This window comes from Streptomyces tubercidicus, assembly GCF_027497495.1.
Lineage (GTDB): Bacteria > Actinomycetota > Actinomycetes > Streptomycetales > Streptomycetaceae > Streptomyces > Streptomyces tubercidicus.
Window position 1 is genome coordinate 1,249,319 of record NZ_CP114205.1, and the last position, 19,849, is coordinate 1,269,167.

The 19,849-nt window shown below is 70.2% G+C and carries 16 protein-coding genes; 7 read left to right on the top strand and 9 right to left on the bottom strand.

Annotated elements, in window-relative coordinates; genetic code table 11:
* Positions 1-10 precede the first annotated feature (10 nt).
* The 6 genes from STRTU_RS05300 to STRTU_RS05325 all read right to left on the bottom strand — a co-directional run bounded on the left by STRTU_RS05300 (position 11) and on the right by STRTU_RS05325 (position 8,243).
* On the bottom strand, positions 11-2,215 hold the full coding sequence (locus STRTU_RS05300; RefSeq protein WP_159742466.1) for a 3-hydroxyacyl-CoA dehydrogenase NAD-binding domain-containing protein: 2,205 nt from the start codon (positions 2,213-2,215) through the stop codon (positions 11-13).
* 34 nt (positions 2,216-2,249) lie between these two features.
* On the bottom strand, positions 2,250-3,464 hold the full coding sequence (locus STRTU_RS05305) for an acetyl-CoA C-acetyltransferase (protein ID WP_159742467.1): 1,215 nt from the start codon (positions 3,462-3,464) through the stop codon (positions 2,250-2,252).
* Positions 3,465-3,573: 109 nt separating this feature from the next.
* On the bottom strand, positions 3,574-4,716 hold the full coding sequence (locus STRTU_RS05310; RefSeq protein ID WP_159746712.1) for an acyl-CoA dehydrogenase family protein: 1,143 nt from the start codon (positions 4,714-4,716) through the stop codon (positions 3,574-3,576).
* 73 nt (positions 4,717-4,789) lie between these two features.
* Positions 4,790-5,935 (bottom strand): CaiB/BaiF CoA transferase family protein, encoded by a 1,146-nt coding sequence (locus STRTU_RS05315; RefSeq protein WP_174878811.1) that lies wholly within the window; start codon positions 5,933-5,935, stop codon positions 4,790-4,792.
* Positions 5,936-6,113: 178 nt separating this feature from the next.
* Positions 6,114-6,494, bottom strand: a complete 381-nt coding sequence (locus STRTU_RS05320; protein WP_159742468.1) for an MmcQ/YjbR family DNA-binding protein — start codon at positions 6,492-6,494, stop codon at positions 6,114-6,116.
* Positions 6,495-6,707: 213 nt separating this feature from the next.
* Positions 6,708-8,243: a sialate:H+ symport family MFS transporter gene (locus STRTU_RS05325; RefSeq protein WP_218039319.1), complete on the bottom strand. Its 1,536-nt coding sequence runs from the start codon at positions 8,241-8,243 to the stop codon at positions 6,708-6,710.
* Positions 8,244-8,477: 234 nt separating this feature from the next.
* On the opposite strand from STRTU_RS05325, the gene STRTU_RS05330 reads away from it, so the two are divergent.
* Entirely contained in the window at positions 8,478-9,665 is a 1,188-nt protein-coding gene (locus STRTU_RS05330; protein WP_159742470.1) for a saccharopine dehydrogenase family protein, read from the top strand.
* Between the two features lie 24 nt (positions 9,666-9,689).
* Here the strand turns inward: STRTU_RS05330 and STRTU_RS05335 are convergent, their stop codons facing one another.
* Positions 9,690-10,394 carry an endonuclease V gene (locus STRTU_RS05335; protein WP_159742471.1) on the bottom strand — a complete coding sequence of 235 codons (705 nt, stop codon included), beginning with the start codon at positions 10,392-10,394 and terminating at the stop codon, positions 9,690-9,692.
* Between the two features lie 88 nt (positions 10,395-10,482).
* On the opposite strand from STRTU_RS05335, the gene STRTU_RS05340 reads away from it, so the two are divergent.
* Together STRTU_RS05340 and STRTU_RS05345 are read left to right on the top strand one after the other, a co-directional pair.
* The gene (locus tag STRTU_RS05340; RefSeq protein ID WP_159742472.1) at positions 10,483-11,904 is read left to right on the top strand and encodes an amidase; all 1,422 of its coding nucleotides are present in this window, start codon (positions 10,483-10,485) and stop codon (positions 11,902-11,904) included.
* Between the two features lie 81 nt (positions 11,905-11,985).
* On the top strand, positions 11,986-12,285 hold the full coding sequence (locus tag STRTU_RS05345) for a YciI family protein (RefSeq protein ID WP_159742473.1): 300 nt from the start codon (positions 11,986-11,988) through the stop codon (positions 12,283-12,285).
* Between the two features lie 237 nt (positions 12,286-12,522).
* On the opposite strand, the gene STRTU_RS05350 is transcribed toward STRTU_RS05345, so the two are convergent.
* Positions 12,523-13,992, bottom strand: coding sequence for a sugar porter family MFS transporter (locus tag STRTU_RS05350; protein ID WP_159742474.1), 1,470 nt, complete (start codon positions 13,990-13,992; stop codon positions 12,523-12,525).
* A gap of 316 nt (positions 13,993-14,308) precedes the next feature.
* Here STRTU_RS05350 and STRTU_RS05355 point away from each other — a divergent pair, with 316 nt between their 5' ends.
* The 3 genes from STRTU_RS05355 to STRTU_RS05365 all read left to right on the top strand — a co-directional run bounded on the left by STRTU_RS05355 (position 14,309) and on the right by STRTU_RS05365 (position 17,108).
* The gene (locus STRTU_RS05355) at positions 14,309-15,214 is read left to right on the top strand and encodes an SIS domain-containing protein (protein WP_159742475.1); all 906 of its coding nucleotides are present in this window, start codon (positions 14,309-14,311) and stop codon (positions 15,212-15,214) included.
* A gap of 57 nt (positions 15,215-15,271) precedes the next feature.
* Complete coding sequence (locus STRTU_RS05360; RefSeq protein WP_159742476.1) at positions 15,272-16,153, top strand: class II fructose-bisphosphate aldolase; 882 nt, start codon at positions 15,272-15,274, stop codon at positions 16,151-16,153.
* Positions 16,154-16,304: 151 nt separating this feature from the next.
* Positions 16,305-17,108 (top strand): DeoR/GlpR family DNA-binding transcription regulator, encoded by an 804-nt coding sequence (locus tag STRTU_RS05365; protein WP_159742477.1) that lies wholly within the window; start codon positions 16,305-16,307, stop codon positions 17,106-17,108.
* Between the two features lie 497 nt (positions 17,109-17,605).
* Here STRTU_RS05365 and STRTU_RS05370 read toward each other — a convergent pair whose 3' ends face one another.
* Positions 17,606-18,415 (bottom strand): SDR family oxidoreductase, encoded by an 810-nt coding sequence (locus STRTU_RS05370; RefSeq protein ID WP_159742478.1) that lies wholly within the window; start codon positions 18,413-18,415, stop codon positions 17,606-17,608.
* A gap of 449 nt (positions 18,416-18,864) precedes the next feature.
* On the opposite strand from STRTU_RS05370, the gene STRTU_RS05375 reads away from it, so the two are divergent.
* On the top strand, positions 18,865-19,467 hold the full coding sequence (locus STRTU_RS05375) for a TetR/AcrR family transcriptional regulator (protein ID WP_159742479.1): 603 nt from the start codon (positions 18,865-18,867) through the stop codon (positions 19,465-19,467).
* The last annotated feature ends 382 nt before the right edge of the window (positions 19,468-19,849 follow it).

Below are 19,849 nucleotides of genomic sequence, written 5' to 3' on the forward strand. Positions count from 1 at the left end.
CCATGACCGGTCAGTCGCTGAACTTCTCGCCCCTCTCCGCCTTCTCGATCAGCAGCGGGGACGGCGCGAAGCGGTCTCCGTAGGTTTCCTGCAGCTCACGGGCGCGGGCCACGAAGCCGGGCAGGCCGACGAGCTCCTCGCGCCCCGGGCCGCCCTGGTAGCCGTTGATGTACTGGATCACGCCGCCGGTCCAGCCGGGGAAGCCGATGCCGAGGATGGAGCCGATGTTGGCGTCCGCGACGGAGGTGAGCACGCCCTCCTCGAAGCAGCGGACGGTGTCCAGCGCCTCAGAGAAGAGCATCCGCTCCTGCATGTCCAAGAACGGAATCGTGGCTTCCTTCTTGGTGAAGTGCTCACGCAGGCCCGGCCACAGGGCGGCGCGCTTGCCGTCGTCGCCGTACTCGTAGAAGCCGGCGCCACCGCTGCGGCCGGGGCGGCCGAATTCGTCGACCATCCGGTCGATCACCGCGTCGGCCGGGTGCGGCTGCCAGCTGCCGCCGGATTCCTCGACCGCCCGCTTGGTCTCCTCGCGGATCTTGCGCGGCAGGGTGAGGGTCAGCTCGTCCATCAGGGACAGCACCTTGGCCGGATAGCCGGCCTGGGCGGCGGCCTGCTCGACGGAGACCGGGTCGAGGCCCTCGCCGATCATCGCCACGCCTTCGTTGATGAATTGCCCGATGACGCGGGAGGTGAAGAAGCCGCGCGAGTCATTGACGACGATCGGGGTCTTCCTGATCTGGCGGACCAGGTCGAAGGCGCGGGCCAGTGCCTCGTCGCCGGTCCGCTCGCCCTTGATGATCTCCACCAGCGGCATCTTGTCGACCGGCGAGAAGAAGTGCAGCCCGATGAAGTCCTGGTCCCGCTCGACGCCTTCGGCCAGCAGCGTGATGGGCAGCGTGGAGGTGTTGGAGCACAGCAGCGCGTCGGGCGCGACGAGGTGCTGGATCTCCTTGAAGACCTTGTGCTTGAGGCCCACGTCCTCGAAGACCGCCTCGATGACGGCGTCGCAGCCCGCCAGGTCGGCCGGTTCGGCGGTCGGCGTGATACGGGCCAGCAGCTCGTCGCGCTTCTCCTCGGTCGTACGGCCCCGGGAGAGCGCCTTGGCGAGCAGGCCCTCCGAGTACGCCTTGCCCTTCTGCGCCGCCGCCAGGGAGACATCCTTGAGGACGACCTGCATCCCGGCCCTGGCGCAGGAGTAGGCGATGCCCGCGCCCATCATGCCGGCGCCGAGGACCGCGACCTTCTCGACCTTGCGGGGCGCGATGTCCTTGGGCCGGTTGGCACCCGAATTGACGGCCTGCAGATCGAAGAAGAACGCCTGGATCATGTTCTTGGAGATCTGGCCGCTCACCAGCTCGACGAAGTAGCGCGCCTCGATGGTCTGCGCGGTCTCGAAGTCGACCTGGGAGCCCTCCACCGCCGCGGCGAGGATGTTGCGCGGGGCAGGGTAGGGCGCGCCGTTGAGCTGCTTCTTGAGGTTGGCGGGGAACGCCGGGAGGTTCGCCGCGAACTTCGGCTGGGCCGGGGTGCCACCGGGGATGCGGTAGCCCTTGACGTCCCAGGGCTGCTGGGACTCGGGGTGCTCCTCGATGAAGGCGCGGGCCTTGGCCAGCAGCTCCTCGGGGGTGGCCGCGACCTCGTGGATCAGCCCGGCGTCCTTTGCGCGGGTGGCGTTGTACTGGGTGCCCTGGAGCAGCACCTTCAGCAGTGCGTCGGCGATGCCGAGCAGCCGCACCGTACGGGTCACCCCGCCGCCGGCCGGCAGCAGGCCGAGGGTGACCTCGGGCAGGCCGATCTTGGTGCCGGGGGTGTCGAGGGCGATGCGGTGGTGGCAGGCCAGCGCGATCTCGTAACCGCCGCCCAGCGCCGCGCCGTTGATCGCGGCGACGACGGGCTTGCCGAGGGTCTCGATACGGCGCAGGTCGCGCTTGATCCCGTTGCCCGCCGCGAAGGCCTGCTCGGCCTTGTCGGGGGTGACGGCGATCAGCTCGCGCAGGTCGCCGCCGGCGAAGAAGGTCTTCTTGGCGGAGGTGAAGATGATGCCGCGGACGCTGTCCTTCTCGGCCTCCAGGCGGTCGGCGACCGCGGTCAGGGAGGCCTTGAAGGCGTTGTTCATGGTGTTGGCGGACTGGTCGGGGTCGTCCAGCACCAGGGTGACGATGCCGGTCTCGTCCTGTTCCCAGCGGATGGTCGACGACGCAGGGGACTCGCTCACTGTGGCTTCTCCGTAAGGGGGATGGGACGGGCGGTCAGAGGCGCTCGATGACGGTGGCGATGCCCATACCGCCGCCGACGCAGAGGGTGGCCAGGCCGTAGCGCTTGTCCTGCCGCTCCAGCTCGTCGATCAGGGTGCCGAGGATCATCGCGCCGGTGGCGCCGAGGGGGTGTCCCATGGCGATGGCGCCGCCGTTGACATTGACCTTGTCCAGGCTCAGGCCCATGTCCTTGACGAAGCGCAGCACGACTGCTGCGAAGGCTTCGTTGATCTCGACGAGGTCGATGTCGTCGATGGTCAGCCCGGCCTTGGCGAGGGCCTTGCGGCTGGCGGGCGCGGGGCCGGTGAGCATGATCGTGGGCTCGGAGCCGGAGACCGCGGCGGAGAGGATGCGGGCCCGCGGGGTCAGACCGTAGCGCTCACCGACCTCCTGGGAGCCGATGGCGACGAGCGCCGCGCCGTCCACGATGCCGGAGGAGTTGCCGGCGTGGTGGACGTGGTCGATCTTCTCGACCCAGTGGTACTTCTGCAGGGCGACCGCGTCGAAGCCGCCCGCGTCGCCGATGGTGGCGAAGGACGGCTTGAGGCCGCCCAGGGAGTCGGCGGTGGTGCCGGGGCGCATGTGCTCGTCGTGGTCGAGGACGACGAGGCCATTGCGGTCGCGCACCGGGACGACGGAGCGGTCGAAGCGGCCGTCCTTCCACGCCGCGGCGGCGCGCTCCTGGGAGAGCGCGGCGAATTCGTCGACATCGCGCCGCGAGTAGCCCTCAAGGGTGGCGATCAGGTCGGCACCGATGCCCTGCGGGACGAAATTGGTGTCGAAGTTGGTCATCGGGTCGGCGAACCAGGCGCCGCCGTCCGAGGCCATCGGGACCCGCGACATGGATTCCACGCCGCCCGCCAGGACCAGGTCCTCCCAGCCCGAACGCACCTTGGCGGCGGCCATGTTGACGGCCTCCAGGCCCGAGGCACAGAAGCGGTTCTCCTGTACGCCGGCGACGGTGTCGGGCAGGCCGGCGGCGATCGCCGCGATCCGGGCGATGTCGGAGCCCTGGTCGCCGACCGGTCCGACGACGCCGAGCACGATGTCGTCGACGGCGGCCGGGTCGAGGCCGGGGAAGCGGCGGCGCACCTCGTGGATCAGGCCGACGACCAGGTCGATCGGCTTGGTGCCGTGCAGTGCGCCATTGGCCTTGCCGCGGCCGCGCGGGGTGCGGATCGCGTCGTATACGTACGCTTCGGTACTCAAGTCAACAAGCCTTTCGCATGAGGGTGGAGGCAGAGGCGGCGGTGGGGACCGGGGCCTGTCGGCGATCGGTCCGGGATCGGTCCGGGGCAGGTCCGGGCGCGGCCCGCGGTCAGTCGAGCAGGGAGCGTCCGATGATCTCCTTCATGATCTCGGTGGTCCCTCCGTAGATCGTCTGGATACGGCCGTCGGTAAAGGCCCTGGCCACGCGGTATTCCGCCATATAGCCGTAGCCACCATGGAGTTGCAGACAGCGGTCGGCGACCCGTTTGTGCAGCTCGGTGGCCCACCACTTGGCCATCGAGGCGTGCACCGCGTCCAGGGCCCCGGCGGAGTGGTCGGCTATACAGCGGTCCAGGAAGGCGCGGGTGACGGCGCATTCGGTGGCCATCTCGGCTATCTCGAAGCGGACGTGCTGGAGCTTGGCCAGCGGCCGCCCGAACGCCTCGCGCTCCTTGACATACCGGCTGGTGATCTCCAGCAGATGCTCCGCACCGGCGATACCGGCGACCGCGATGCCCATCCGCTCCTGAGCGAGATGGGTCATCAGATGGACGAAGGCGCCGTTCAGCTCGCCGAGCAGATTCTCCTTGGGGACGCGTACGTCGTGGAAGAACAGCTCGGCGGTGTCCTGGGACTTCTGGCCGATCTTGTCGAGGTTGCGGCCGCGCTCGAAGCCCGCCATACCGCGCTCGACGACCAGCAGGCTCAGACCGTGCGCCCCGCCCTCCGGGGTCGTCTTCGCCACGACGATGACCAGGTCAGCGAGGATGCCGTTGGAGATGAAGGTCTTGGAACCGTTGAGGATCCAGTGGTCACCGGCGTCCTCGGCGTGGGTACGGATGCCCTGCAGATCGGAGCCGGCGCCGGGCTCGGTCATGGCGATGGCGGTGATGATCTCGCCGCTGCAGAAGCCGGGCAGCCAGCGGCGCTTCTGCTCATCGGTGGCGAGGGTGGTCAGGTAGGGACCGATGATGTCGTTGTGCAGGCCCACGGCGAGCCCGGCGGCCCCGGCCCGGGTGAACTCCTCGGCCAGCACCGCGCTGTAGCGGAAGTCGTCCTGCCCTCCCCCGCCGTACTCTTCCGGCACCGCCAGCCCCAGCAGCCCCTTCTTGCCGGCCGCCCGCCAGGCGTCCCGGCTGACGATGCCGTCCTTCTCCCACTGCTCGTAATAGGGCGTCACTTCCTTGGCGAGGAAGGTCCGCACAACCTCGCGGAAGGCCTCGTGGTCCTCGGTGAAGATCTGGCGCTTCATCTGCGCGGTCATGTCTGCGGGCCCTCCTCGGAGCCAGTTCTTGACTGTCTGGGTGCGCTGGGCAGGTGCGGGCTTACGGGGCGGGGGCGTCGGGCGACGGGGCGAGGAGGCCGGGGATCTGCCAGTCCCGGGCGATCTCCGCGGTGTCCGCACCGGGCCGCGCGGGCGGTCTGCGTACCGCGCCGGGGGTGTGCGAGAAGCGCGGCGCGGGCGCGGGCTGGGTGATCCCGCCGTGCTCGACGAAGGTGCCGCGGGCGGCGAGATGCGGATGCCGCGGAGCCTCCCGCAGCGAGAGCACGGGCGCCACACAGGCGTCGGACTCCTGAAAGACGGCCGTCCACTCCTCGCGGGTGCGGGTCTTGAAGCGGGCGGCGATGGCGGTACGCAGGGCGCCCCATGCGGCGAGGTCGTCGCGGCCGGGGGCCTCCTCCTCGATGCCCAGCAGGCGGATGAAGTCGCCATAGAACCGCTGCTCCAGCGCGCCGACCGCCATATAGCCGCCGTCGGCGGTCTCGTAGGTCCCGTAGAACGGCGTCCCGCCATCGAGCAGGTTGGCGCCGCGCCGGTCCTGCCAGCCGCCGGCTGCCAGCATGCCGTGGATCATCGCCGTCAGATGTGCCGTGCCGTCGACGATGGCTGCGTCCACGACCTGGCCCTTTCCTCCCTCGGCACGGGCGTGCTGGAGGGCGGCGAGGACGCCGATGACCAGGTAGAGGGAGCCGCCGGCGTAGTCACCGAGGAGGTTGGCGGGGATGGCGGGCGGGCCGTCGGGTGGGCCGATCATGCCGAGCGCGCCCGTGATGGCGATATAGCCGATGTCGTGTCCGGCGGTGTCGGCGAGCGGGCCCTGCTGCCCCCAACCCGTCATCCGCCCGTAAACCAGCCGGGGGTTGCGCGCCAGACACTCCTCGGGGCCCACGCCGAGCCGCTCGGCCACACCGGGGCGGTACCCCTCCACCAGCACATCGGCGCGCTCGACCAGCGCAAGCACCTGCGCCACCCCGTCGGGGCTCTTCAGGTCCACCAGTACGGAGCGCTTGTTGCGGTTGGTGACGTCGTAGGCCGGGTCGATGCCCAGTCCCGCGCCTCCGGGCCGGTCGACACGGACGACATCGGCGCCGAGGTCGGCCAGGAGCATGGCCGCGAAGGGGCCGGGGCCGATGCCCGCGAGTTCGACCACCCGCACCCCGTTCAGTGGGCCGTTGTCTGGCTCTGCCATCGCGCCCCATGCCTTTCCGCACTGTGACACTTCTGATGTAACACTCGTGATGTTAAGAACGTGTTCCACTTTCCACAAGCCCCCCATGCCAAGTGGCGACCACGGAAAAGGCCCATGCCGACGAGGCTCCATCGCCCTCGCCGTCATGGGCCTTTGCGCGCCTGCCGCCGCTGCGCCGCTATACCCCGTCGAGCTCGGCGATGAGCTTCTTGGGGGCTATGACGCGATAGGACTCTTCGGCCCAGTCGCAGAGCAGCTCGGCGGGCGGAGCATCCGGTCCCGCCAGGGGAACCCGCACCCATCCGGACTTGCCCAGGCCGTAGCCCGCGGGCCGGGCGCCGGGAGAGGTCAACGCATGGGCATGCGCCTCCGGGTCCGTGAGTTTCAGCGTGACCCCGGGCGGATGGCTGCCGTCGCCGACGCCGAGGAACACGAAGACCTTCTTGTTGACCTTGATGACGCTCTCACCCCAGGGAAACTCCTCCACTGCCCCGGGAAGCCCGAGCGCGAACGCCCGCACCCGCTCCCGCACCGCCGCCGGCTCGGCCGCCTTCGCCATGCGTTCCTCCCTCGCCATTCCCCCTGCGGCACCGCCTGCGATGCCGTCCGGCCCGCACGCGCACCGCGCGGGCCGACCCACGCATTCCACGCTAACGGCGACCACTGACAACGGCCCGCGGAGCGCCGGACGGCGGGCCGGCCGAGGGACTCTGACGCCTTGTCCGCCCGCCCGCAACGCGCCGCCGGCCTGTTCGACTTCCCGGCGGCCGGGTCACCACTGCGCCGACTCGGGCGACGCCTTCCCGGAGCCGGAGCCGGGGGCGAAGTCCACGGGCGGGAGCGGGGGCAGGGTCCCTGCTCCCCCGCCCACCGGCACCAGATGATCGTCGGGCGCCTGACGGTCCACCGAACGCCCCAGCCGCTGAGGGACATTGCCGCCCACCAGAACGATGACGACGAGCGTCAGCCCGAAGGTGAGCACGGCGAGCGCCCGCCCCAGGGACATGCCTTCGGCCAGATGGGCGCCGAGGACGGGCGCCACTGCCCCGCCCAGCGCGCCGACGTTGTAGACGAAGCCCACCGAGGCGGCCCGGGTGGCGGTCGGAAAGTGGCCGGCGAGGTACTTGGGCAGAATGCCGGAGATACCCTGGCTGAGCGCGAGCAGCACAAAGATCAGCACACCGAGCGCCGGCAAGCTGTCCCGCACCGCGAAGACCGGGAAGACGAAGACAAGCGAGGCGAGCAGGGTGCCCGCGTAGGCGCGACGGGTACCGAACCGGTCCCCGACGAAGCCCGCCAGACAGCAGCCGGCCATGGTGCCGAAGCCCGCGTAGAACATCACGTCGGTGACCTGCCCGGGGGCGTATCCGAGGCCGGTCTTGAGGTAGGTGGGCAGCAGGGCCTGGATCGGCCAGCTGTAGAGGAACGCGCAGAAGACCGTCGCCATCAGGGACACGTACAACAGCCATCCCCGGCGCCCGCCGAGCTGGGCGGCGAAAGCGGTCAGGCACAGCGCCGCGATGACGGACAGCCAGGGGACATATCCCATGCCCACGGGTGTGAAGACGCAGAACAGCGCCGCCGAGGAGGCCACCGCCAGGGCCACATTGATCCCGGAGCGGATCCGGCCCGTGAACAATGGCCGGAAGGGGTTCGGTCGCTGCTCCGCCGAACAGGTGGCGGCACCGATCTCCTTCTGCCAGTCCCCGGCCTCCGGCAGCGCCCTGCGCACCCAGAGGGCCACCAGGACGGGCAGCACACCGATCCAGAACATCCAGCGCCAGCCCCAGTGAGGCACGACCCACCGGTAGAGCTCGGCGGCGAGGACGGTGCCGCCCGCGTATCCGGAGATCAGGAATCCGGAGGCCCGGTTGCGCCATCGGGTGGGCCAGCTCTCCAGTACATACGTCACACTCGCGCTGTACTCCCCGGCCATGCCGAGGCCGATCACCAGCCGGGCGACGAACAGGCTGGTGTAGTCCCAGGCGAATCCGCAGGCGAAGGTGCCGAGCGAGTAGAGCAGGATGCTGCTGATCATGGCGGTCTTACGGCCGTAGCGGTCGCCCAGCGCGCCGAGGACGGCGCCGCCCAGCCATCGGGTGATGAAGGCGCCGGAGATCAGCGAGGCGGCGGTGGCGGTGCTCAGCCGGAAGTCCGCGGCGATTTCGGTCAGCACCAGAGTGATCAGGACGAAGTCGAAACCGTCGAGGAGGTAGCCGATCCAGGCGGCGAACATCGCCTTCCACTGAGGCGGGGTGACCTCCTGCCACCATCTCCGCGCCCGGTCAGGTGGATCCGTGGGGAGCATCGTCACAGCAGCCGGGCCTCCTCCGGCAGTCGGCGGGCCGGACATCGGACGTCCTATGTCATCGGTGCCATCCGTGAAATCTGGCCCCGCTGCGCCCCTCTGTCAAGGCTCCATGCCACACTCCGTACCACCCACAGGGCGGTCAAGAGAGCCGCCAGGAGCGGACCTTGACGGGGCGACGCCGACTGCCAGGGGCCGGACTCCAGGGCCGGTGGGCGGTCGAGAGGATGCGCGATGCCACGGCAGGACACCTCCGGACGGGCCTATGACCTCGTCCTCTACGGAGCGACCGGTTTCACCGGCGCCCTCACTGCCGCGTACCTGGCCTCCCACGTCCCCGAGGGCTGCCGCTGGGCACTGGCCGGGCGCAGCACCGCCAAACTGGAGCGGCTGCGCGACCGGTTGGCGCAGTCCGACCCGTCCTGCGCCGAGCTGCCGCTGCTGCGGGCGGACAGCGGCGATCCCGGCTCCTTGCGCGAGCTGGCCGCCGGCACCCGGGTGCTGGTGACGACCGTCGGTCCGTATCTGGTCCATGGCGAGCCGCTGGTGGCGGCCTGCGCCGCGGCGGGCACCGACTATGTCGATCTGTGCGGTGAGGCGGAGTTCATCGACCGGATGTACGTGCGGCACGAGGCGACGGCCCGCTCGTCCGGCGCGCGCCTGGTGCACGCGAGCGGCTTCGACTCCGTCCCGTACGACCTGGGGGTCCGCTACACGGTGGGGCTTCTTCCCGAAGGCGTGCCCATACGGGTCGATGGCTTCGTACGGACCAACGCGGGGTTCTCCGGCGGCACGCTGAGCTCGGCGCTGACCGCCGCCTCACGTCCGGTCGCCATGGCGCGGGCCGCCCGTGAGCGTCAGCGGGTCGAACCACGTCCGGTCGGCCGTACGGTACGCGCGCCCTTCGGCCCTCCTGTCAGGAGCGGCGAAACGCGCACCTGGGGTGTGCCGCTGCCGACCCTCGATCCGCAGATCGTCGCCCGCTCGGCCGCCGCGCTGGACCGTTACGGGCCGGACTTCCGCTATCGCCACTACGCGGGGGTGCGACGGCTGCCGATCGCCGTCGGCGGGGCGTTGGGGGCCGGGGCAGTGTGCGCGCTCGCCCAGGTGCCGTCCGCGCGGCGCTGGTTGTCGGGGCGTCTGGAGCCGGGGGACGGGCCGAGCCCCGAGCGGCGTGCGCGCAGCTGGTTCAAGGTGCGCTTCGTCGCCTCCGGCGGTGGCACACGGCTGATCACCGAGGTCTCAGGAGGCGACCCCGGCTACGACGAGACGGCGAAGATGCTCGCCGAGTCGGCGCTCAGCCTGGCCTTCGACGACCTGCCGGAGACCGCGGGTCAAGTGACGACGGCGGTGGCCATGGGGGACGCGCTGACGGCTCGCCTCCAGGAGGCGGGCATCAGGTTCGGCGTCGTCCAGGAGTAGCCCGGCCCCGCGCCCGGCCGCCCGTCAGGCCTCGGCGAGCGCCCTGCGGCACAGTGCGTCGGCGGCCCGGGTCGTCTCCGGAAGCCGGTAATCGGGCGCCAGGTGGAGGGTGTGCGCACAGGCCCGGTCCAGGTCGGTGCGGTGCCCTACAGAGACGAAGACCGGTTTGACGCCTGTTTGGGTGCGCAGCGCACGTCCTACCTCCTCGGTCCCATCCAGCAGCGGCGAGGTGGCACCGCGCTCCGGGCCAGGAGGTGCGTACCGGAAGGTGAAGGGATTCTTGGCGACACCGATGGTGGGCAGCCCGGTCAGCACTCCCAGGTGGCTGGCGAGCCCGAAGCGGCGCGGGTGCGCCAGCCCGTAGCCGTCGCAGACCACCAGGTCAGGAGTGCGGGCGAGGCGCCCGAGGGCATCGAGCACGGTGGGGATCTCACGGAACGCGAGCAGGCCGGGGACGTACGGGAAGGAGACTTGCCCGACGGCGGTGGCCCGGTCGACGACGGCGCGGGTGCGGGCGTCCAGGGCGACGGCGGCCGCGGCGACGACATTTCGTGCGTCGTCGTAGGCGACATCCACCCCGACCACGGTGCCCTCGAACCCCGGTTCCGGACCCGCTTCATCGAGGCGTACACAGGGCCGCAACCGGTCCTGGACGGTCCGCGCCTGGGCTTCGTCGGCCGGCCAGTGCCGCAGTTCGTCGTCGCAGGAGATCATTCCGGGAGTGTCCATGATGACCGCAACGCTACCGAACCGGTGATCGCCCCCACGACGTCCGCCCACTACCCGGCGCCTGCCCCCACGCCCCCGGAGGCCCTTGATGTCCGACGCGCTCCACCAGCTCGACGCCACCGACCTCGCTGCCCGGTTGCGCCGCGGCGAGATCTCCGCCCGAGAGGTCGTACAGGCCCATCTCGACCGCATCGAACGCGTCAATCCGGCCGTCAACGCGATCGTCACCCTCGACCCGGAGGGCGCCCTCACCGCGGCCGCACACGCCGACGAGCGACTCGCCCGGGGCGCCGCCGTCCCGCCCCTGCACGGACTGCCGATCGCCTTCAAGGACACCCGTCTCACCCGCGGTATGCGCACCACACACGGCTCACCGCTCTTCGCCGACCACATCCCTGACCACGACGATCTGCTGGTCGACCGGCTCCAGCGGGCGGGCGCCATCCGCCTCGGCAAGACCAACGTGCCCGAATTCGCCGCCGGTTCGCACACCTTCAACGCCGTCTTCGGCACCACCCGTAATCCGTACGACCTCACGCGTTCGGCCGGTGGCAGTAGTGGCGGCGCCGCCGCGGCACTCGCAGCCGGGATGCAGCCCCTTGCCGACGGCAGTGACATGGGCGGCTCACTCCGCAACCCCGCCTCCTTCTGCAATGTGGTCGGACTGCGGCCGACTCCTGGCCGCGTTCCTTCGCCGCCCGGCAGCGACCTCTGGGACACCCTGTCGGTCCCGGGCCCCATGGGGCGGACCGTCGCCGACACCGCGCTGCTGCTCTCGGCGATGGCCGGTCCGGATCCGCGGTGTCCCTTCAGTCTGGAGACACCGGGGGCGGCGTTCCGTGTGCCGCTCGACCGCGACCTGCGCGGGCTGCGTATCGCCTGGGCTCCCGACCTGGGGGGATGCGCGCCGGCCGACCCGGAGGTACTCGCCGTCCTGGAGCCGCAGTTGAGGGTCCTGGAGGAGCTCGGCTGCCGCGTCGACACCGCCTGCCCGGACCTCGACGGCGCCGATGAGACCTTCCGTACGCTGCGGGCGCACACCTTCGACCTGGCCCTCGGTGACCTGCTCGACTCCGCCCCACAGGCCCTCAAACCCAGCATCGTCTGGAATATTGAAGAGGGCCGCCGGCTGACCGTGGCCGACCTCCGCACGGCCACCGCGATCCGCCGCCGGCTGTACCTCGGCATGCTGGATTTCTTCTCCGGGTACGACCTGCTCCTCGCCCCGGTCAGCCAAGTCACGCCGTTCGACGCGGAGCTGGAGTATCCACACGAGGTCGCGGGGCGGCCCACCCACAGCTATCTGGACTGGATGCGGTCCGCCTACCTCATCTCGGTGCTGGGCGTACCCGCCTTGTCGGTCCCGGCGGGATTCACCCCGGGCGGTCTGCCCGTGGGACTCCAGTTCATCGGTGCACCCCGCGCCGATCTGGCCGTCCTCGAAGCCGGTCATGCCTACGAGTCCGCGACGCGGCACGGGCGGCGGCACCCGGACCTGCCCACGGCCTGACCCCGGCGCCCGCCCTGGCCTGCGCTTTCCCTTCCCGGGACAGGCCGCGGCCGGGCCCGGCACCTCGTCTATATTGCCGTTATGTTCGTACTGGAACTGACTTATACCGCGCCCCTCGAGCGCGTCGACGCCGTCCTTGAGCAGCATGTGGAGTGGCTGCAGAAGGAGTACGCCGCCGGGCACTTCCTCGCCGCCGGGCGCAAGGTGCCACGGGACGGAGGCGTCATCCTCGCCGCCGGGATGGACCGTGCCGCCGTCGAGCGGATCGTTTCCGAGGACCCGTTCACGCGCGCCGGGGTGTGTGAGTACCGGATCACGGAGTTCGTGGCGACGACGACCGCCCCGGCAATGGAGCAGTACCGGGAGCAGTTGCCCTCCTGAAGCGCCGTAGCCCCGGTGCCTGGAACCGCCGCCGATCCGGCAGTCCGGGCATCGCGCTCAGTCCCGCCGCCGCGAACACCGCGGGCTCCCCCCCCACCCCCGAACCCACCCCCGCCCCCTCCCCCGAAGGGGGAGGAGGGGGAGGGGGCGGGGGAGCGACCGGCGGAGGAGGCGGGAGCGCTCGGAGAGCGACAGGGCGGGGCGCGCCATGCCACTCCCCCTCCCGACCGCCCGAAGCTACGAGGTAGTGGTCGGAGGCACCGCTGAATCGCCGTGCGCACCAGAGCTTGCGGAGGTGGGCACAGCAGCGGACGCGGGCCAGCGCCCCCCGTTGCGCCAGAAGTCCTGGATCTCCTCCAATTGGCGCCCCTTGGTCTCAGGTGCGGTGACGGAGGCGAAGACCAGGGCGGCAAGGGCAAGGACGCCGAGGCCCGCGAAGGTCCGGGCCGCGCCCGCCCAGGCCATCACGGAGGGGAAGAACTGGGCGATCAGAAGGTTGGCGACCAGGTCCGCGGTGAGCATCACCGAGGCTCCGGTCGAGCGCAGTTGGGCGGGGAATGCCTCGCTCGCATAGACCCAGATCAGCGATCCGAAGCCGAAGTTGAAGGCGGCGGTGAACAGGAGGATGGCGGCGAACCCCACCCAGGTCGTCGCCCCCTGCAGTTCGCCCGCGCCGAAGACCGCCGTCAGCACGGCGAGCATGACGGTCATCGTCCCGATGCCGCAGAGCAGCACCACCCGGCGCCCGAGCCGGTCGATGATGAGGATGGCGAGCACCGTCGCGGCCAGCGAGGCGAGTTGGACGAAGGACGGCAGCAGGAAGTTCTGGCCGCTGCCGGTGAAGCCCATCTCCTCGAAGATCTGCGGGCTGTAGTACGTCACGGCGTTGATGCCGGTGATCTGACAGAAGAACCCGAGGCCGACAACGAAGACCGCGGCGCGGGCGTAGGGCTTGCGTAGCAAGGAGCGCGCCGACCCTCCGCTCTCCTCCGCGAGCGCGGCTTCCACGGACGCGACCTCCACACGCGGATCGACATCGGGGTCGGTCATGGCCATGACCTCGACGGCTCGTTCCGTGCGCCCCTTGAGCACATACCAGCGCGGGGTGTCCGGCAGCCGGAGCAGCGGGATCATGACGAGGGCGGCGGGGATCGCGGAGAGGCCGAGCATCCAGCGCCAGTGGCCCCCGCCGGACAGGCCCCAGTTGACGAAGTACGTGAGAACGATGCCCGCGACCGTAGCCACTTGGTACGCGGCGACGGAGGCTCCGCGGATGCGCGCCGGGGTCGATTCGGCGACATAGAGCGGGGCGGCGACGATCGAGATGCCGATGGCGACGCCGAGCAGGAAGCGGACGGTGTCCAGCACGACGACATTGGGTGCGACCGCGGAGAGGGCGACGAAGACGGCGTACGAGCCGGCGACGATCAGCATCGCGGCCTTACGGCCCAGGGCGTCGGCGAGCTTGCCGCCGATCAGCGCGCCGACGATGGACCCGAACACCAAAATGCTGTTGACCAGGCCCTTTTCCGTCTCGGTGAGATGGAAGTCCTTGCTCAGGAACACCAGGGCGCCGGAGATGCTGCCGGTGTCGTAGCCATAGATGACGCCGACGACGGCGCCGGTGAGCGCGAACATTCTGCCCGTGCGGTGTGCGGTCTTGGATGAGGGCGGCGGGGGCGTCGCCGAGAGCGTGGCAATGGACATGGGAAGTCCTCTGTGCGGCGGAGCGGGCCTTGCTGCATGCCGGATCTCGCATGACTGATCTTGCGAGTATTCGGCGCTTTTCACGCAGCTGTCAACACTTTCCCGCACCCGCCCCTGCCGCACGCCCACCCCACACCAAGCCCGCCACCGCCCTAGCCAGGCAGCCCTTCATGCCCACACCAGGCTCGCTCCCCTCTGGCGCATCCACTCGTACGAGGGATGGATCGCGCGGAGATTTCTGCGTACAGTCGATTGCAACGAAGCAGAAAGTTGCAGTTTCACGCAGTCCGTCTGCCACATCATGGAAGGGTGGGCCATGAGCGAGACCTCGTACATGGAGCAGGAGCTGGGCAGCCAGCCGGAGACCTGGCGGGCGGCCGCACGGATCGGGGCAGCGGCAGGACCCTTGCCGAAAGCCGGAGATCGGGTGGCCGTCGTCGGCTGCGGCACCTCATGGTTCATGGCCCAGTCGTATGCGGCGCTCCGCGAGGCGGCCGGACAGGGGGTGACGGATCCGTTCGCCGCCTCCGAGGCGTTCCTCGGCAGTGACCGCGGCTATGACGCGGTGGTGGCGATCACTCGGTCCGGCACCACGACCGAAGTACTGCGGGTCCTCGACGCCGTCAAGGGACGCATCCCGACGGTGACGATCCTCGGTGACCCCGAGACGCCGGCGGTGGCGCTCTCCGATGAGACGGTCGCGCTGCCGTTCGCCGACGAGAAGTCGGTGGTGCAGACGCGCTTCGCGACGACGGCGCTGACGCTGCTGCGCGCGCACCTGGGCGAGGACGTGTCCCGGGCGGTGGCCGACGCAGAGGAGGCGCTGACCGCGCCGATGGACAAGGAGTGGGTGGACGCCGAGCAGTTCTCCTTCCTCGGCTCGGGGTGGACGTTCGGGCTGGCCAATGAGGCGGCGCTCAAGATGCGGGAGGCATCGCAGAGTTGGACGGAGTCCTACCCCTCGATGGAGTACCGCCACGGTCCGATCGCGATAGCCGCACCAGGCCGGGTGACCTGGCTGTTCGGTCAGGCACCGGACGGGCTGGAGGCCGAGGTGGTGCGGACCGGTGCGTGCTTTGTGCACCATGCGCGCGATCCGCTGGCGGATCTGGTGCTGGTGCAGCGAGTGGCTCTGGAACGGGCCCGCGCCCGCGGTCTGGACCCGGACAACCCGCGCAACCTGACCCGTTCGGTGCTGCTCAAGGCGCCGACCGCCTCGTAGCCCCCTCCCCCCATCTCCACCAGCCCTGCCCGCAAGGGCGAAGGGAGCCGGCAGCCCATGCCACTCGTTCCGACCGCATCGATCGTCAACGCCGCGCGCGAGGCGCAGGCCGGCGCCGCGGCCTTCAATGTCATCCATCTGGAAACCGCCGAGGCGCTCGTCACCGCCGCCGAGCGCACCGGCATCCCCCTGATCCTTCAGATCAGCGAGAACTGCATCCGCTACCACGGCAGCCTGCTGCCCCTTACCCGCGCCACGCTCGCGCTCGCCGAGGGCTCCACAGCCCGGATCGCGGTCCATCTCGACCACATCACCGATCCGGACCTCGTCCATCAGGGCATCACCGCCGGGGTGGGCTCCGTCATGGTGGATGCCTCCGCCCTTCCGTACGAGGAGAACGTCGCCACCACCGCCGAGCTCACCGCCTGGTGCCATGACCGCGGTGCCTACGTCGAAGCCGAACTCGGCGAGGTCGGCGGCAAGGACGGGGTCCATGCACCCGGGGCGCGCACGGACCCGGACGAGGCCCTGGCCTTTGTCCACGCGACCGGCGTGGATGCCCTGGCCGTGGCCGTCGGCTCCTCACATGCGATGCATGAGCGTACGGCCGTACTGGACAAGGACCTCATCGCGACGCTGCACGCCACTCTGCCGGTACCGCTGGTCCTGCACGGCTCTTCCGGTGTGCCGGACGATGAGCTGCGCCGCGCCATCGCCGCCGGAATGACGAAGATCAATATCTCCACGCATCTCGTCTCCGTCTTCACCCACTCGATACGGCGGACGCTGGGCGACGATCCCTCGCTCGTCGACTCCCGTAAGTACATCAAGCCGGCCCGGGAGGCGGTGGCCGAGGAAGCGGCAAGGCTGCTGGAAGTGCTGGGTACTCCGGCGGCGGTTCCCGACCAGTACGCGGCCCAGGCACCTGCTCGGGGGTGAGGCACGAACGCCTGCTCGGGGTTGCGGCAGCGGACTCGATGACCTGGCATGATGCACGGTCCTGGCCCGCAGCCACCCCGGCGCCGGGGGTGCCCAGCGGGACCTCTACCGCGCGTCACCGTCGTATACCGAAACGAATTAGGCTCACGCCATGAAGCGCCATGAACGGATGAACGCACTGCTTGAGCTGCTCGGGGACCGAGGCCGGGTGGATGTCGAGGAGGCCGCGACCGCGCTGGAGGTTTCGGCCGCCACGATGCGGCGCGACATGGACGCCCTGGCCGAGCAGCAACTGCTGACCCGCACCCGGGGCGGGGCGGTGCTCAGTTCGGTGGCGTACGACCTGCCGATCCGCTACAAGCACGCGCACCGGTCGGAGGAGAAGGAGGCGGTGGCGAAAGCCGCCGCGAAGCTGGTCGAGCGGGGTGATGTGGTCGGGCTGAGCGGTGGCACGACGACCACGGCGATCGCCCGGGTGCTCGCCACCCGTCCGGACTTCGCGGAGGCCGGACCGCAACCGCATCTGACGATCGTCACCAACTCCCTCAACATCGCCAACGAGCTGGCCGTGCGGCCGCAGATCAAGATCGTGCTCACTGGTGGGGTGGCGCACTCCCGGTCGTTCGAACTGGTCGGTCCTTTCAGTGAGTTGGTGCTGCAGCAGATCTCCATCGACATTGCGTTCATCGGGGCCAACGGCATGGACCCGAGGATGGGGGCGACGGTGCACGACGAGGCGGAGGCCCGGGTCAACCGCCTCATGGCCGAGCGTGCCCGGCGTGCCGTGGTCGTCGCGGACTCGTCCAAGATCGGTGAGCGCTGCTTCGCCCGGGTCGGCGACGCGGATGTCTTTGACACATTCATCACGGATAACGGAGCGAAGGAGTCGACCCGTCGTGAGTTCGCGGAGCGGGGGCTGAAGGTGGTGACGGCACGCCTGTCTGTTGGTGAGTGACGCGCCCGTCCCCCGGGCCAGGCAGAGGAAGGCACTTCCCGGGAATGCCTTGAACTCGGGGGATTTCAGAGTGTGTTGAGTGGCAGGGGTCCTGTATGGCTGCTCCCCAGGGCGTCGCGTGGGGGTGCCTTCTTCTAGGTGCGCCGGGCGCCGGGGCGCCGGGGCCCCGGGGCGCCGGGGGCGCCCAGAGACGGGATGTTCTCGGTGCGCCCCACGTGACGGGACGTTCGCGGTGTGCCCCGTGACGGGATGTTCCCGGTGTGACTGGTGGGAGGGCTTCCATCAGGGGGCGCCGCGTGGCGGGGCTCCTTCACGTGCTTTGCCCGGCAGGACTCGGTCAGGCGCGTCGCGTGACGGGACTCCTTCAGGTGCGTTGTGTGGTGGGACTCCTTCAGATGCGAGGCATGGCAGGGCCCGTTCAGGTGCGTTGCGGGGTGGGAGTTCCTCAGGTGAGCCTCGTGGCCGGGGGGGGCGTAACCGGCGGTTCTGGTTGGTGGTTACCAGACGTTGTCTCCTCGGAGGACGGCGTCGGCGCCGCCGTCGAGGAAGATGACCTGGCCGGTGACGTGGGTGTTCTCCGGGGAGGTCAGCCAGGCGAGCAGTGGGGCGACCTGTTCGGGACGGGCGTGGCCGCGCAGCGGCATGGGGATGCCTGCGTCGACGGCCTTGCGCACTTCGGCGTCGGCCAGCATGGGCTCGGTCATGGGGGTCACGGTCGTGCCGGGGGCGACGGCGTTGAGGGGGATGCCGGTGGCGGCCCAGTCGTCGGAGATTGCCGTACGGCGGAGCCAGCGGGCGATCGCCTGTTTGGAAGCGCCGTAGATTGCGTAGCCCTCGCCCCGGTCGACGGCGGCCTGGGCGGCGGTGACGGCTGCTTCCTCGTCGCCTGCAAGCGCCGCGTCGACGATGGTCTGGTCGGCCGGGTGGATCGAGGCGACGGACGAGAGCAGGACGGCGCGCGGGTTTGTACCGGCGGCGAGCAACGGACGCAGCCCTTCGAGGGTGGCGACGACGCCGAAGTAGTTGACGTGGACGGTGCGTGGAACGAACTGGGCGAGGCCGGCGGAGGCGATCACGGCATCGAGTCGGCCGCCGGTCAACTCGCGGGCGTGGTCCACCAGTTGTTTGCGGCCGTCGGGGGTGGCGAGGTCTGCGGTGATGTCGGTGCCTTGGAGGTCGGCCCCTATCACGGTGTGGCCGTGTGCGCGGAGGTGGGCCACGGTGGCCTTGCCTATGCCGGAGGCGGCTCCGGTAACGAGGTACGTACGGGGCGCGGGCACCGGGGTGGGCTTGGCCGGGGTGGGCATGGTCGGCTCCTTTGCTGACGCGTCGTGGTTCGGGTTCTGGTGCGGGTTTCGGGTTCTTGCTCTGATTCTGGTTCCGGTGCTGGTTCGATCGGTTCGGGATCGGTGCAGGTGCTGGTTCAGGTTCCCGTGCCGGTTCGTGTGGTGTGACGTTCTGGTCGGGGGCGGGTGGCCGTCGACGCCTGTTCGTCGATGGCGTCGGGTCGGTGCGGTGTGTGCCGTGCGCGTGCGGCGCTCGGCGTCGGTGTGGGCGACACCGTCGGCATGGGGGGGCGGGGCGAAGTGGGCATCGGGAGGGCGCCGTCGATGGTCAGGCGTTTGGCGGTGTGGGCGGTGTGGGCGGTGTGGGCGGTGTCAACATAGCTGATTTTTGGCATGATGTGTCATGCGGCTTGTCTGTGACAAGAATTGGTTGCTGGTAGATAGGACGGGCACACGACCAGGAGGGGCGGATGACGGCAGCGCGAGGCAGACCATCGTTGACCGAGCGGCGGCGGCAGGAGACCCGGCTGGAGATCGCCGAGACTGCGGCGACGCTGTTTTCGGAGCAGGGGTATGAGGAGACGACGGTCGAGGACATCGCGTCGGGGGCCGGTATCTCGTTGCGCACCTTCTACCGCTACTGCGCGGCGAAGGAGGATGCGCTGACGCCCGTCATGACATCCAGCGTCGGCGTGCTCGTCGAGGAGCTGGCCGGGCGCCCCGTCGATGAACCGCTGAGCAGCGCGGTGCAGGCGTCGTTCACCTCGTCGGCCTCGGCCCGGCGGCTCGCGGACCCTGACCAGGTCCGCCGACTGATCCGGGTCATGGGTACCGTCCCGGCCATTCGGATGCGGTGGCTCGCGGCGGGCCGGGAGATGCAGGACCAGTTGGTGCCGGTGCTCGCGGCGCGCAAGGAGGCGCCGGAGGACAGCATGGAGGTACGGCTGCTGGCCTGCGCGTTGCTCGATGCGATCAGCGTTGCCATGGAGCACTGGGCCTGGCAGGACGAACCGGAGGACATGGCGGAGCTGACCCACCGGGCACTGCGTTATCTGCGCATCGACGAGTTGTAGCAGCCCGGCCGACCCGGCGTGGATCCGGTTGGTCCGGCGCGGGCCAGTTGGCTCGGCGCGGTCCCGGCTGGCCCGGCCCCGGTCCCAGCTCACCCGGCACGGTTCCAACCGACCCAGCGCGGCTCCAGCTCACCCGGCGCGGCCCCGGCTGCCCCGGCCCCGATTCCGGCTCGCCCAGCGCGCTCTCGGCTGGCCCGGCCCCGGTTCCGGCTTGCCCGGCGCCGTTCCGGTTTGGCCCGGCGCGGTTCGGCTCGCGCCGCCCTGTGCCGAAAGGGTTGCTGGTATGTAGCGCTTGTGTCCCTGTGTGGCCCCCGGGGCTGATTTCCATTGGGTGGGTATGGACAATGGGGAATGAACGTGCGAACACGGTAGGGGTTCGCGG